The organism is Lysobacter sp. 05T417, assembly GCF_056396405.1.
Map to the genome: position 1 here is coordinate 427,007 of NZ_JBFTLK010000002.1, position 12,730 is coordinate 439,736.

A 12,730-nucleotide genomic window follows, 5' to 3' on the forward strand; every position below is an offset into this window, starting at 1 on the left:
GCTCAGTAGCCTCGATCCCAGGCGCGGTCGTAGGCCTCGCGCAGGCGACTGAAATCACGCTCGACCTCCTCGACGCTGCGGTTGCCGCGCAGTTTCAGCAGCGAACGTTTGAGGCGCGCGAGGTTGCGCTCGCGCCAGGCGGTGGCAGGGATGCGCATGCGGCCACGGTCGAGGTCGATGATCCAGCCTCTACCGGTGGTGGTGAACAACAGGTTGTGGGCATTGAGGTCGGCATGATCGAGCCCGGCCCGGTGGGCGCGAGCGATCAGGCGACCGGCCTCTTCCCAGGGAGCACCATCGCCTGCCACTGCGGCGCGGTCGGCCAAAGTGCGCACGTCGTCGAGTCGCTCGAGGAGGATCGCAGCGCGGTAGAACATGCCGTCGCGGCGGTAACAGGCGGCGATCGGGCGCGGCACCGGCACGCCCTTCTCGGCCATGGTCCGGGTCAGGCGGAACTCGGCGAAGCTGCGCGTGCTGCCGGCGCCGTTCCACCAGTAGCGGTCGCGGCTGACGCGCGCGGCCATGCCACCGCGCAGGTAGCGGCGCAGCAGCGCCGGGCCGAAAGGCGCGTCGACGAACCAGGCGCCACCGCGCCCGCCGCTCTCGACCGGGCGTGCGCGCTGTTCCCAGAACGACGGAACGAACCACTCCGGGCTCGCTTGCCGCACCCGGTTACGGTCGAACAGAATGGCTCCGTAACCGCTGTCGTCGCGGAACGGTGTCAACTCTTCGGTAGCATCGAACCCCGTCATTCCCGGAGTCTAGCAATTCACGTGCCCAGCAATCTGCCTTCACGCGCCACATGCACGTTGCCCGGGTCGGCTGCCGGACGCCCTGCCCGGTCGCGGCCTGCCCCACCAGCCAGGACGCGCGACGCATGAAGGCCTCGAACCCGCCACCGGCGCCGGCATCGATTTGCCTGCTGCGGCTGTCGGCACTGGGTGATGTCACCCATGTCGTGGCGCTGGTGCACACGCTGCAGACGGCCTGGCCGCAGGTCCGGTTGACCTGGGTGATCGGCAAGGGCGAACACCGCCTGCTGGCCGGCCTGCCCGGCGTGGACTTCATCGAGTACGACAAGAAGACCGGCCTGGCCGGCATGCGCGCACTTCGTCGCGAACTGCGCCAGCGCCTGGGTGCGCAGCGCCGTTTCGATGCGCTGCTGCAGTTGCAGGTCGCCGCACGCGCCAACCTGCTCTCGGCCTTCATCCCGGCGCGCAGGCGAATCGGCTACGACCGCTCGCGCTCGAGGGACCTGCACGGACTGTTCGTCAACGAACGCATTGCCGATCGCCCCGGCATCCACGTGCTCGATGCGATCGGCAGCTTCTGCGAGCCGCTCGGCCTGCACCAGGACCGGGTGTACTGGAATCTGCCGGTGCCCGACGAGGCACGGCACTGGGCGCAAGAGCAATGGCCCGACGACGGCACGCCGACCATGCTGGTCTCGCCGTGCTCCAGCCATGCCCTGCGCAACTGGCGCCCGGAACGGCACGCCGCCCTGGCCGATCACGCCAGCGCGCGCGGCTGGCGGGTGGTGCTGTGCGGCGGTCGCAGCGAACTGGAACGCCGCACGGCCGACGCCATCATCGCCGCCATGCAGCATCGCGCACTCGACCTGGTCGGCAAGGACACGCTCAAGCAATTGCCGGCGCTGCTCGAACGCGGCCAGCTGCTGGTGACGCCGGACTCCGGCCCGATGCACATCGCCAACGCCATGGGCACCAAGGTGCTGGGGTTGCACGCAGCCAGCAACCCGGCCCGCAGCGGCCCGTACAGCGATCGCCGTTATTGCGCCGACCGCTACGACGATGCCGCGCGCAAGTACCTGGGCAAGCCCGCGGCGGAACTGCGCTGGGGAACGAAGATCGAGCACGACGGCGTCATGGACCTGGTCACGGTCGAAGACGCCATCGCCGCGTTCGAACGCTACTGCGCCGACCACCTGCCGCCGCGCGCGCCCCACACAACCCCGGAGACGACGTGATGGCAGCCTGGTTCACCGTGGTCGCGCCGCTGCTGCCGGAACTGATCCGCGCCGCCCGGCCGATGTTCACCCGCAGCAAGGAGCCGACCCAGATCCCGCAGCAGATTCGCGAGCTGCAGGATGCGGTCGACCAGAACCACCAGGCGATCAAGACCCTGGCGGCCGAAATGGAAATGACATTGACGGCGCTGAAGCAGGCCTCGATGGAGCTGGAGCGCACGATCGCCGAATTGCGCCAGCAGCAGGCCGCGCAGGAACAGCGCCTGGTGCGCGTGCAGCTCGTGTCGGTGGTGGCGGCGACCGTGGCGCTGCTGTCGTTCGCGGTGGCCGCGTACGCGCTGGCCACGTGAGCGTTCCGCGGGACCCATCGGGCTCCCGCGGCGGACGGTCAGGCAGTAGCGGTCACGGAGTCGCGCCGGTCCGGTAGTCCTGGTACGACTTTTCCTCGACGTAGGACGAGCCCAGCGCAAGGTTGATGTCCTTCTTGATGCGGGCGCGCTCGTCGTTCTCGAAATACACGGCGCGCGCCAGGCGCACGAACTCCTCGTCGAAGGCCTGCGCCTTCTCCTTGATGCGGATGTCGTCCTCGATCACCCACAGGCGCTCGTTGACGGCCTTGAGCTCTGCACGCAGGCGGGCGATGTCCTTGCCGGCGGCCGGATGGGCCATCCAGGTCTGTTCAAGCGCGGACAGTTCGTTGCGGACGTTGGCCAGCTTGGCGGGGTCGCTCATGCGCTCGGACTTGATCTGCAGGATGGAGATCTTGTCGAGCAGTTCGCCAAAGGACACCGGGACCAGGATTTCGGACATGACGACGCCGTTCGTTCAAGGGAGCGCTAGTGTAGCCGGGCGGGTCGGCGCTGGCCGCGCCGGTCCGCGCGCCGGTCGACGCGCCAATCGATCAGGACGCTTGCCGCAGACGCGCAAGCCCCGTAGAATTCCCGGCTCGCTGCACCACCCGGAGAGGTGGCAGAGTGGTTGAATGTACCTGACTCGAAATCAGGCGTACGTTTATAGCGTACCGGGGGTTCGAATCCCCCCCTCTCCGCCAGATTCACGCAAACGCCCCCTCGTGGGGCGTTTTGCGTTGCGGGGCCCTGCTTCTCCTTGCCTCGCGGCCGCTCGGCCACGATGATTCCGTTACTGGCCAGCAAGTACCCGGCATAAAGCACCATGACAGCGACCGGCATCATCGACGCATGATCGAATTCGGACACCTCACCCACGTCGGCCTTCGCCGCGAGCTCAACGAAGACACCTATTACGGTGACGGCGAGCTGGGACTGTGGCTGGTCGCCGATGGAATGGGCGGGCACGAGTACGGCGAGGTCGCCAGCGCACTGGCACGCGAGACCATCGTCCGCGAGATCCGCGACGGCACGCCGCTGGCGCAGGCCATCCGCATCGCCGACGAAGAGATCATCCGCACCTCCAAGCGCCGCAACGACGCACTGCCCATGGGCACGACCGTGGTCGCCGCGCGCATTGCCGGTAGCCGCTTCGAAGTGGCCTGGGTCGGCGACAGCCGCGTCTACCTGTGGCGCGAAGGCCATCTGGCGCAACTGTCGCAGGACCACAGCTATGTCCAGGAACTGATCGCCAATGGCGCGATCACCCATGAACAGGCGCGCAGCCATCCGCATCGCAATGTGGTGACGCAGGCGCTGGGCGTAACCGACCCGCGCAACCTCAACGTCGAGACCATGACCGGCGAGCTCAAGCCGGGCATGCAGCTGTTGCTGTGCAGCGATGGCCTGACCGAGGAAGTCGACGATCGCGGCATCGCCCGGGTGCTGGCGCAGGACGACTGCAGCGCGCAGGAATGCGTGGACTCGCTGGTCGCCGCCGCACTGGACGGCGGCGGCTCCGACAACGTCACCGTCATCCTCGTCCGCCACCACTGAAAGCTGAAAGCTCCCGGCCTGAGCCGGGCGCCCGGTTCAGGCCGGCTCGAGCACCGCTGCGGATTCTGCTTCGGCGACCACGATGAACTGGTCCCAGACGCACTTGCCCGCCTTCTTGCGCAGCTTTTCCAGTCGCGCGTCGTGGGCGGCCAGCTCGTCCGCGGCAACCTGCACGCGCGGACGCGCCGCCGCCGGGTCGGTGCGGTAACTGACCACCGCCGCCTGCGCGGCAGCCGCGTCGCTGGCGAAACCGATCTCCTCCTGCCCGGAGGTCAGGGCGAGGTAGACCTCGGCGAGGATCTGGGCGTCGAGCAATGCGCCGTGCAGCTGGCGATGCGAGTTGTCCACGCCCAGCCGCTTGCACAGCGCATCGAGCGAGTTGCGCTGGCCGGGGAACCGCTGCCGCGCCATCAGCAGGGTGTCTTCGACGTTGCAGCGATCACGCAGGCCGACGTGCTGCTGACCGAGCAGGCGCAGCTCGTTGTCGAGGAAGCCGACGTCGAACGCGGCGTTGTGAATGATCAGCTCGGCGCCTTCGATGAAGGCGAGGAACTCTTCGGCGACGTCGGCGAACACCGGCTTGTCGGCGAGGAACTCCAGGGTCAGGCCGGTGACTTCCTGCGCACCCTGCTCGAAGTCGCAGTCGGGCTTGAGGTAGACGTGGAAGGTGCGGCCACTGGGGCGTCGCTCGATGTACTCCACGCAGCCGATTTCGACCACGCGGTTGCCGCGTTCCCAGCTCAGGCCGGTGGTTTCGGTATCAAGGATGATCTGCCGCATCGGCGCCATTCTCACACGTTCGCCGCCAGCATTGGCAGCTGGCTGGAGCACTTGAGCACGGGCCAGGCGTTCAGGAAAGCAACCATCAACGCGCCACCGCCGAACCGCCGCGCAGGCGCTGCGCCTGCAGGCGCGCGAGCACGTCCACGCGCTCGTTGTCGGGGTCGCCGGAATGGCCCTTCACCCATTTCCACTGGATCGAATGGCGCTGCGCTGCGGCATGCAGGCGCTCCCACAGGTCGCGGTTCTTGACCGGGTCGCCGCCGGCCGTCTTCCAGCCGCGGCGGACCCAGTTGCCGATCCATTCGGTGATGCCCTGGCGCACGTATTGCGAGTCGGTGTGCAGGACCACCTCGCACGGCTCGCTGAGCGTTTCCAGCGCCATGATCGCCGCCATCAGCTCCATGCGATTGTTGGTGGTATCGGCTTCGCCGCCGGCGACTTCGCGTTCGCGCCCGCGAAAGCGCAACAACGCGGCCCAGCCGCCAGGGCCGGGGTTGCCCAGGCAGGCGCCGTCGGTGTGGATATCGACCTGCTTGCGCGTGTCGACGCTGCTTGCGTCCATCTTTGCGTCTGTACTCATCGCGGCATTATCGCCGCCATCGCGCTCAAGTTGCAGTCGGCATCGCGACCTAGACCTGGCTCCAGCGCAGATTGCGCAGCGGCGTCGGCGGAATCAATGCGTGCACGCGCTTGTTGACGGTCAGGGCGATCCCGGCGCGCAAGCGGTCGGCCGCGCCGACGCCGACTTCGCCATGGGCGACACGCCAGTGCGGACCCAGCCACTGCAGGCTGACCGATTCCACCGCGAAGCCGGTTCGCCGCAGTGCCGACTGCCAACCACCCGGATCGCGTGCGTGCAGGCCGTTGCGCGCCCAGCGCGCGCGATACGGACTCCACGGATTCAATGCCGCCAGCCACAGCGTGCCGCCCGGCATCAGCATGCGCGCGCAGTCGTCGAGAACGAGGTCGATCGCGAACCCGTCGTCGAGTGCATGCTGGATCAGGATCGCGCCGAAAGCCTCGCTGGCGAACGGCAGCGGCAGGCGGCACCGCACCGCGCCGTCGAAACCGGCGCCGTTGCGGCGCAGCGCCAGTCCGCGGCCTCCGGCAACCTCTGGCGCCGCCGAACCGGCCACGCCCAGCCATGCCCAGGGGGCGGCCGGGGGCCGTGACGCCAGCACCCGCGCCATCGCGGCCTCCTGGACCGCCAGCAGGCCCTGCCCGGCCTGGCTGCTGAACCAGGCCAGCGGCTCGTGGGCCGGGTCGGGTTGACGGGGGTGGGAATGCGGAGGCATGGTCGGGGCCGGTTTTCGGTGGCGCGGCTGGGTTCCCTCGATTGTGCGGCACGCCCACACCCACCGGGCAAGCTCCAGGCCCGGCAAGCGCCAGGCCGGGCAACCGGCCGCAACGGCATCCGTCCAGCCATCACCGCGCGCCAACCGTCGCGCCATCATCCAGGGACCCATGCGCATGCGCCTCCAGGCCCTGCCTGCCTTGAGCGACAACTACATCTGGACCTGCGCCGACGATGACGGCGGCAATGCCCTGATCGTCGACCCAAGCCAGGCCGGTCCGGTCCTGGCCGCGGCCGATGCCGGGCTGCGGCCGGTCGGGATCCTGCTGACCCACCACCACAACGACCACATCGGCGGAGTCCCCGGGCTGCTCGAGCGCTGGCCCGGGCTGCCGGTGATCGCCCCGGTCGATGACCGCATCACCACCGCCACGCGCCGGGTCGGCGACGGCGACCGCGTCGAGCTGGCGGGCTGGCGATTCGACGTCATGGCCCTGCCCGGCCACACGCTCAGCCATGTCGCCTACGTCGGCCACGACCTGCTGTTCTGCGGCGACACCCTGTTCAGCCTCGGCTGCGGGCGCCTGTTCGAGGGCACGCCCGGGCAGATGCATGCGTCCCTGACCCGGCTGGCGGCCCTGCCCGGCCGGACCCGGGTGTGTTGCGGACATGAGTACACGCTCTCAAACGCCACCTTCGCCGGCGTGGTAGAACCCGGAAACCCGGCGCTGAGGCGTCGCACCGAGGAAGCCAGGACGATGCGCCAGACCGGTCAACCCACCCTTCCCAGCACGATTGCCACCGAGCTGGACACCAATCCTTTCCTGCGGGTAGACAGCGCCGCAGTGCGCGCGGCCCTGCAGGCACAGTTCGGCCAGGCCCCGGCCGACAGCGTTGACGCATTTGCCGCACTGCGGCGCTGGAAGGACGGATTCGTCGCGTGACCTGCGCCCGCTCCTGGCGCCGGCTGGCCGCCGGCCTCTGCCTGGGCCTTGCCCTGGCGCTGCCGGCCCTCGCGCTGCCGGCCATGGCCCAGCAATCCCAACCCCAGCCACAGGCCGCTGCGGAGGCGACCGCTGCGGCGACCCGCAACGGCCGCGAAATCTACGAAAACTTCCGCAGCGGGCTGGCCGAGCCCGAATGCGAGGCCGGTGGCGTCTCCAAGCGCTGGCGCCAGCACTTCGCAACCGCGCCCAAGCGCCTGGCCGCCGACGACGACCTGCTGCCGCTGTTCGGCTACGTGGTCGACGCACTGCGCCAGGCCCACCTGCCCACCGAATTCGCCCTGATCCCGTTCGTCGAGAGCGGCTACCGCCCCGGCGCGCGCAGCCCCGCAGGCCCGGCCGGGCTGTGGCAGATGATCGCGATCACCGCCCGCAACCACAAAGTACCGATGCGCAGCGGATATGACGGCCGCCTCTCGCCGATCGACTCGACCACCGCCGCGGTGCGCTACCTCAAGACCCTGCACGGCATGTTCGCCGGCGACTGGCGACTGACGGTGATGGCTTACAACGCCGGCGAGTACCGCGTGCTCGGCGCACTCAAGCGCGGCGGCCAGGTCGCGCGCAACGCCAACCCCGAGCAGCTCCCCGGCCTGTCCGACATCACCCAGGCCTACGTGCGCAAACTGCACGCGCTGTCGTGCCTGATGGAGCAGGCCGACGACCGCGAGGAATGGCTGCATTCGCTCGACCGCCCGGTACCGCGCCTGCAGGCGGTGACGCTGCCGCCGGAGATCAAGCGGATCGACCAGTGGGCCGCGCGCACCGGCCAGGATGCCGATCAGCTCAAGCGACTCAACCCGGTATTTGCCGACACCATCGGCACTCGGCCGGCGCGCCTGCTGGCGGTGGCGTACACGGGTAGCGGCACGGCAAGCGGAGGGGATGCCGTGGCGGCAATGCCGGCGCAGGCATCTCCTCCCACTTCGCCGGCGCCCGACCAGCCGGACCAGCCGGCGGTGACCGAAACATCGCGCAGGCACACCGTCCGCCGCGGCGAGAACGCATCGACCATTGCCCGCCGCTACGACGTCCGCGTCGCCGACCTGATGCAACGCAACGGACTTGCTGGCAATGCCGTGCTCAAACCCGGCCAGTTGCTGGTGATCGACCGGCTCGACAGCCAGGCCGACCACGTCCCGGGCGAGGCCGGATCGCCCTGACGGCGGCGCTGAATGCGGCATCGAGGGCGGCGCCACCCTACGCCGCCGCATCGTCAAAGCGCGCGGCAACGCCCGCAACCGGCCGCTGCTGGCGGCTACACTAGAGTCTTTGCTCGACCGCGCTACGATCACCGCAGCGGTCACCATCATCAGAAAGGAAAGGCTCATGGGTTTCATGCAAGGCAAGCGTGCACTGATCACCGGCATCGCCAGCGAGCGCTCGATCGCCAGCGGCATCGCCGAAGCCATGCACCGCGAAGGCGCGCAGCTCGCGTTCACCTACCAGAACGAGAAGCTCAAGTCGCGCGTGGAGTCGGCCGCCGCCGAGTACGGCAGCAACATCGTGCTGCCGCTCGACGTCAGCGATGACGCGCAGATCGCCGCCTGCTTCGAGCAGCTCGGCCAGCACTGGGCCGACGGTTTCGACGTGCTCGTCCATGCGATCGCTTTCGCGCCGCGCGAGGCCATCGCCGGCCAGTTCCTAGACGGGCTGACCCGCGAGAACTTCGCCATCGCCCACGACGTCTCGTCATACTCGCTGTCGGCGCTGGCCAAGGCCGCGCGGCCGATGATGAAGGGCCGCAACGGTTCGATCCTGACCCTGAGCTACCTCGGCGCCGAGCGTGCGCTGGCCGGCTACAACCTGATGGGCGTGGCCAAGGCGAGTCTGGAGTCGTCGGTGCGCTATCTCGCCGTCAACCTCGGTCCGGAAGGCACTCGCGTCAACGCGATCTCCGCCGGCCCGATCAAGACGCTCGCCGCCGCAGGCATCGCCGGCTTCCGCAAGATCCTCGGCCACGTCGAAGAGAACGCGCCGCTGCGCCGCACTGTCACGATCGAAGACGTCGGCAACGTCGCCGCGTTCCTGTGCTCGGACCTGGCAAGCGGCGTCACCGGCGAGGTCACCTACGTCGATGCCGGTTACAACATCCTGGGCATGACCGGAATTCACAGCGACTGATCGGCGTTTGTGGTTCTGCTGGAAAAGGCCCGGCATTGCCGGGCTTTTTTTGTGCTCTCTGTCTGGTGGGGAGGAGGTGGGGTGTATTCCGTGGACCTCCGCTTCGCTTCGTTAATCGTCCACGAAATACACCCCACCCCCTCCTTCCCGAAGCTGCGGCCGCTTCATTGACTTCGCGTGTTGGCGCTCTTGTACTGCCCGCGTGACGCAGCTGCGAGGGTCGGACTTGGGCTGCAGCGATCAAGGGCGGGGTCCGTGCCCTGCTCATTCGCGCGTCCGCTCGGTGAGCTCAGGCCCGGACGCCCGCGAAAGGATCAGGTGGCTTCAAAAGAACCGGTACTCGTCATTCCCGCGAAGGCGGGAATGACGCTTTGGACGAAGACCGGGCAATGAATTGGCAGAGCGTCGTTCGACGGGTCGGGGATTGATCCGCAGCGGGACATGGATGTCCCGCGCCCCGCATCGGACATGGATGTCCGACTAAGGGGCGGAGCTATCCCCGGCCCGGCGGACGGCGCCCTTCGGAAGCCCCACGCCCCACGCCCCACGCCTCACGCCTCACGCAGCACGCCTCACGCAGCGCCTCACCAAAAAAAGCCCGGCAATGCCGGGCTTTTTTCGTTGCAGGAGCGACCAGCAACCGTCAGAGATTGCGCTCGACCACCGTCACCGTGACGCGCTTGCGCATCGACGACACCAGCGCGCGCACATCGTCGTTGCCGCCGAAGCCGGCGACCTGCTGCTGCACCATCTCGCGCTGCGCCGGCGGCATCGAAGCCACGTCGCCCGGCGTGACCTTGCTGACCGTGAACAGCACGACCCGCCCATCGGCCAACTGCGACTGGCCAACCGAAACCTTGCCGGCGGCCGGTGCCGCGACAGCGAAGATCGCCTCGGCCACGCTGGCCTCCGGCACCGGAGCGCCGCGCGGCACATTCGGCAACACCTGCGGCGGCGGCAACTGACGCGACGCCGCGATTGCCTCCAGCGACTCGCCTGCCTTCACGCGCGCCAACAACGCATCGGCATCCTTGCGGGCCGCCTTCGACGCACGATCGGCGCGCACCGCCGCGATCACCTGATCGCGCACCTGCGCCAGCGTCAACGCACGCTCAGGCGTGTGCGACGTGACACGGATCAGCACGCTGTGGCCCGGCTCCAGCTCGATCGGATCGCTGATGGTGCCGTCCTGAATCAGATTGTCGGAGAACGCCGCACGCAGCACCGCCGGATTGGCGGCAACGCCCTGCGCGTTCGAACGCGAGAACGGGCCCAGCTTCTGCAGCGGAATGTTCATCTCGCGCGCGGCCGGCGCCAGCGAAGAAGGATTCTTCAACGTCAGGTCGACCAGGCGGCTGCTGAACTCACTGGCAGCACGCTCACGATCGGCTTCGGCCTGCTCGCGCGCAAGCGTCTCGCGCACCTGCTCGAAACTCTCCTGGGCACCGGCCTTGAGGTCGCGAAGCTGGATCACGTGCCAACCAAACTCGGTCTTGACCGGACCACTGATCTCGCCGGCCTTCATTGCAAACAGCGCCGACTCGAACGGACCAACCATCATGCCCTTGCTGACCCAACCCAGATCGCCACCGACCGCCTGCGAACCGGTGTCGTCGCTGTTGGCGCGCGCCAGCGCGGCGAAGTCCGCGCCCGGCGCCTTGGCCTGCGCGGCCAGCTGCGTGGCCTTCTGCTCCGCCGCCTTCTGCGCCGCCGCGTCGGCACCCTCGGGCACGCGCACGAGGATGTGCGAGGCCAGGCGCTGCTCGGCTTCGGTGTAACGGTTCTTTTCCTGCTCGTAGCGCTGGCGCAGCGTGGCCTCGTCGGCCGGAGCCGGCGCGGGCAGCGTTGCACTGTTGACCTCGACGAACTCGATGGTCACCGCTTCCGGGGCGCGGTAGGTCGTGGCATGGCCGTCGTACCACGTCTGGATTTCCGCCGCGCTGACCGCGCCGGTGTCGGCAACGGCCGGCGGCAGCGGAAGCACGCTGGCGTCGCGTCGCTCACCGAGCAGGCCCAGCAGCCTGTCCATTTCCGCAGCGGTGACGAAATTGCTGCCGGCCACACCCGCGACCACCATCGACTGCTGCAGGCTCTCGCGCACCACCTGCTCGAACTGCCGCTCGTTCTGTGCCGGAACCTGCGAGGCCAGCGCCAGCTTGTAGCGCGTGTAGTCGAACTTGCCATCGACCTGGAACGCCGGAACTTCCTGGATCGCCTTGCGCACCATCGCATCGCTCACGACCATGCCGTCGCGTTGCGCGGAGAGCTGCTGCACGCGTGCATCGATCAGGCCGTCGAGGATCGCGCGCTTGTTGTCGACGCTTTCGAAGGCGCGTGCATCGAATGCCTCGCCCTGCTGTGCGCGCTGGCGCTGGCGTTCCTGTTCGAACGCCCTGCGGAACTCGTCGATGCCGATGGAATCGTGCTGCCAGAACACCGACACCGGCCAGAACGACGGCGCCGACGGCCACCAGGTCGGCGGCGCGTCGATCTTCGCCACCGAGTTGTCGGTGCGCTGGCCCAGGTACTGCTCGATGCCGACGAAGGCGAAGGGAACGATCAGCAGGCCGAGGATCACGGTGGCGATCCAGCCCGAAGTCTTGTCGCGAAGTTTCTGCAGCATGTCCGGTACGCGTCAGTCGTAAGCCGGACAGTTTAGCGTGGTTGGAGGCCTGCAAACGCAAGGGGCCGGGGCCAATCCGGGGGACGACCAGCCCTGCCCGGACCGCGCTGCACCTGCCCGGGGCGCAGGCAAAAAAAACGCGCCGTTGCCGGCGCGGTTCAAAAATGAGGGCGCCAGAGGCGCACCACGAAAAATAAGGGCGCCACAGGCGCATCTCGAAAAAATAAGGGCGCCAGAGGCGCCCTCAGGTAAAACTGGCGGAGTGGACGGGACTCGAACCCGCGACCTCCGGCGTGACAGGCCAGCATTCTAACCGACTGAACTACCACTCCGCGCTTTGAAACATGGCCTTGGCGGCCCGGCTCCGGACCCGCCAAAGACGGAAATCCATTGCCCTTACCCTTTGGAAAACAAAGGCGCCGTTCCCGGCGCCTTTGGCGAAACTGGCGGAGTGGACGGGACTCGAACCCGCGACCTCCGGCGTGACAGGCCAGCATTCTAACCGACTGAACTACCACTCCGCACTTTTGAAAACGTTCACAGCCTGGTGCTTATCTGGTGGGTGCTGAGGGTTTCGAACCCCCGACCCTCTCCGTGTAAAGGAGACGCTCTACCGCTGAGCTAAGCACCCGCGTGCGAGTCGCTTAGTTTACGGCATCCTTGAGCGCCTTGCCAGCCTTGAACGAAGGATTCTTCGAGGCCTTGATCTTGATCGTCTCGCCGGTCTTCGGGTTGCGGCCCTGGCGGGCGGCGCGCTTGCGGACCTGGAACGTGCCGAAGCCGACCAGCGTCACCGTGTCGCCCTTCTTCAGCGCCTTGGTGACGACGCTGATCACTGCGTCGACGGCGTTGGCGGCATCGGTCTTGGACAGCTCTGCAGCTTCGGCGACGGCGCCAACAAACTCAGCCTTGTTCATTCGTTTTGACTCCCTGTGCGGATGTTGCCGCATGTTCTGATAATCGGGACATGCGCCCGATCGACTGGTGCCGCGCAGATGCTGATTTCATCAG

Annotated in this window: 13 protein-coding genes and 4 tRNA genes; 7 read left to right on the top strand and 10 right to left on the bottom strand. The window is 67.9% G+C overall.

Annotation, left to right across the window (positions count from 1 at the left end):
- Positions 1-2 precede the first annotated feature (2 nt).
- On the bottom strand, positions 3-752 hold the full coding sequence (locus AC1DER_RS05240; RefSeq protein WP_441815003.1) for a 3-deoxy-D-manno-octulosonic acid kinase: 750 nt from the start codon (positions 750-752) through the stop codon (positions 3-5).
- A gap of 125 nt (positions 753-877) precedes the next feature.
- On the opposite strand from AC1DER_RS05240, the gene AC1DER_RS05245 reads away from it, so the two are divergent.
- Together AC1DER_RS05245 and AC1DER_RS05250 are read left to right on the top strand one after the other, a co-directional pair.
- Entirely contained in the window at positions 878-1,987 is a 1,110-nt protein-coding gene (locus AC1DER_RS05245) for a glycosyltransferase family 9 protein (RefSeq protein ID WP_477357723.1), read from the top strand.
- Positions 1,987-2,337, top strand: coding sequence for a hypothetical protein (locus AC1DER_RS05250; protein ID WP_441815005.1), 351 nt, complete (start codon positions 1,987-1,989; stop codon positions 2,335-2,337). Before AC1DER_RS05245 ends, AC1DER_RS05250 begins: the two co-directional genes overlap by 1 nt.
- A gap of 52 nt (positions 2,338-2,389) precedes the next feature.
- Here AC1DER_RS05250 and AC1DER_RS05255 read toward each other — a convergent pair whose 3' ends face one another.
- Positions 2,390-2,797 (bottom strand): DUF6165 family protein, encoded by a 408-nt coding sequence (locus tag AC1DER_RS05255; RefSeq protein ID WP_441815006.1) that lies wholly within the window; start codon positions 2,795-2,797, stop codon positions 2,390-2,392.
- 150 nt (positions 2,798-2,947) lie between these two features.
- Between AC1DER_RS05255 and AC1DER_RS05260 the strand changes: the two genes are divergently transcribed.
- Together AC1DER_RS05260 and AC1DER_RS05265 are read left to right on the top strand one after the other, a co-directional pair.
- A tRNA-Ser gene (locus tag AC1DER_RS05260) sits at positions 2,948-3,038 on the top strand.
- Positions 3,039-3,186: 148 nt separating this feature from the next.
- Positions 3,187-3,891 carry a PP2C family protein-serine/threonine phosphatase gene (locus tag AC1DER_RS05265; protein ID WP_441815007.1) on the top strand — a complete coding sequence of 235 codons (705 nt, stop codon included), beginning with the start codon at positions 3,187-3,189 and terminating at the stop codon, positions 3,889-3,891.
- Between the two features lie 36 nt (positions 3,892-3,927).
- Here AC1DER_RS05265 and dnaQ read toward each other — a convergent pair whose 3' ends face one another.
- The 3 genes from dnaQ to AC1DER_RS05280 form a co-directional block, all read right to left on the bottom strand.
- Complete coding sequence (gene dnaQ, locus AC1DER_RS05270; protein WP_441815008.1) at positions 3,928-4,671, bottom strand: DNA polymerase III subunit epsilon; 744 nt, start codon at positions 4,669-4,671, stop codon at positions 3,928-3,930.
- An 85-nt stretch (positions 4,672-4,756) separates the two neighbouring features.
- Positions 4,757-5,236, bottom strand: a complete 480-nt coding sequence (gene rnhA / locus AC1DER_RS05275) for a ribonuclease HI (RefSeq protein ID WP_441815227.1) — start codon at positions 5,234-5,236, stop codon at positions 4,757-4,759.
- Between the two features lie 67 nt (positions 5,237-5,303).
- Complete coding sequence (locus AC1DER_RS05280) at positions 5,304-5,969, bottom strand: hypothetical protein (protein ID WP_477246459.1); 666 nt, start codon at positions 5,967-5,969, stop codon at positions 5,304-5,306.
- Positions 5,970-6,144: 175 nt separating this feature from the next.
- Here AC1DER_RS05280 and gloB point away from each other — a divergent pair, with 175 nt between their 5' ends.
- The 3 genes from gloB (at position 6,145) to AC1DER_RS05295 (ending at position 9,096) form a co-directional block, all read left to right on the top strand.
- Positions 6,145-6,912, top strand: coding sequence for a hydroxyacylglutathione hydrolase (gloB, locus tag AC1DER_RS05285; protein ID WP_477357745.1), 768 nt, complete (start codon positions 6,145-6,147; stop codon positions 6,910-6,912).
- Complete coding sequence (locus AC1DER_RS05290; RefSeq protein WP_477246461.1) at positions 6,909-8,135, top strand: lytic transglycosylase domain-containing protein; 1,227 nt, start codon at positions 6,909-6,911, stop codon at positions 8,133-8,135. The genes gloB and AC1DER_RS05290 overlap by 4 nt, the downstream gene beginning before the upstream one ends.
- A 166-nt stretch (positions 8,136-8,301) precedes the next feature.
- On the top strand, positions 8,302-9,096 hold the full coding sequence (locus AC1DER_RS05295) for an enoyl-ACP reductase FabI (protein WP_441815011.1): 795 nt from the start codon (positions 8,302-8,304) through the stop codon (positions 9,094-9,096).
- A gap of 643 nt (positions 9,097-9,739) precedes the next feature.
- Here AC1DER_RS05295 and AC1DER_RS05300 read toward each other — a convergent pair.
- From AC1DER_RS05300 to AC1DER_RS05320, 5 genes are all read right to left on the bottom strand, one after another.
- Positions 9,740-11,719 carry a peptidyl-prolyl cis-trans isomerase gene (locus AC1DER_RS05300; protein WP_477246463.1) on the bottom strand — a complete coding sequence of 660 codons (1,980 nt, stop codon included), beginning with the start codon at positions 11,717-11,719 and terminating at the stop codon, positions 9,740-9,742.
- A 255-nt stretch (positions 11,720-11,974) separates the two neighbouring features.
- Positions 11,975-12,051 (bottom strand) — tRNA-Asp (locus AC1DER_RS05305).
- A 112-nt stretch (positions 12,052-12,163) separates the two neighbouring features.
- Positions 12,164-12,240, bottom strand: a tRNA-Asp gene (locus AC1DER_RS05310).
- Positions 12,241-12,275: 35 nt separating this feature from the next.
- Positions 12,276-12,350: transfer RNA gene (locus AC1DER_RS05315), tRNA-Val, on the bottom strand.
- Positions 12,351-12,363: 13 nt separating this feature from the next.
- Positions 12,364-12,636 (bottom strand): HU family DNA-binding protein, encoded by a 273-nt coding sequence (locus AC1DER_RS05320; protein WP_158734067.1) that lies wholly within the window; start codon positions 12,634-12,636, stop codon positions 12,364-12,366.
- Between the last annotated feature and the right edge of the window lie 94 nt (positions 12,637-12,730).

Bases quoted from the DNA above. Each gene is read 5' to 3' on its own strand.
- AC1DER_RS05250 (WP_441815005.1), top strand. From the start codon at position 1,987: ATGGCAGCCTGGTTCACCGTGGTCGCGCCGCTGCTGCCGGAACTGATC.
- AC1DER_RS05320 (WP_158734067.1), bottom strand. From the start codon at position 12,636: ATGAACAAGGCTGAGTTTGTTGGCGCCGTCGCCGAAGCTGCAGAGCTG.
- AC1DER_RS05245 (WP_477357723.1), top strand. From the start codon at position 878: ATGAAGGCCTCGAACCCGCCACCGGCGCCGGCATCGATTTGCCTGCTG.
- dnaQ (WP_441815008.1), bottom strand. From the start codon at position 4,671: ATGCGGCAGATCATCCTTGATACCGAAACCACCGGCCTGAGCTGGGAA.
- gloB (WP_477357745.1), top strand. From the start codon at position 6,145: ATGCGCCTCCAGGCCCTGCCTGCCTTGAGCGACAACTACATCTGGACC.
- AC1DER_RS05255 (WP_441815006.1), bottom strand. From the start codon at position 2,797: ATGTCCGAAATCCTGGTCCCGGTGTCCTTTGGCGAACTGCTCGACAAG.
- AC1DER_RS05280 (WP_477246459.1), bottom strand. From the start codon at position 5,969: ATGCCTCCGCATTCCCACCCCCGTCAACCCGACCCGGCCCACGAGCCG.
- rnhA (WP_441815227.1), bottom strand. From the start codon at position 5,236: ATGGACGCAAGCAGCGTCGACACGCGCAAGCAGGTCGATATCCACACC.
- AC1DER_RS05240 (WP_441815003.1), bottom strand. From the start codon at position 752: ATGACGGGGTTCGATGCTACCGAAGAGTTGACACCGTTCCGCGACGAC.
- AC1DER_RS05300 (WP_477246463.1), bottom strand. From the start codon at position 11,719: ATGCTGCAGAAACTTCGCGACAAGACTTCGGGCTGGATCGCCACCGTG.
- AC1DER_RS05265 (WP_441815007.1), top strand. From the start codon at position 3,187: ATGATCGAATTCGGACACCTCACCCACGTCGGCCTTCGCCGCGAGCTC.
- AC1DER_RS05295 (WP_441815011.1), top strand. From the start codon at position 8,302: ATGGGTTTCATGCAAGGCAAGCGTGCACTGATCACCGGCATCGCCAGC.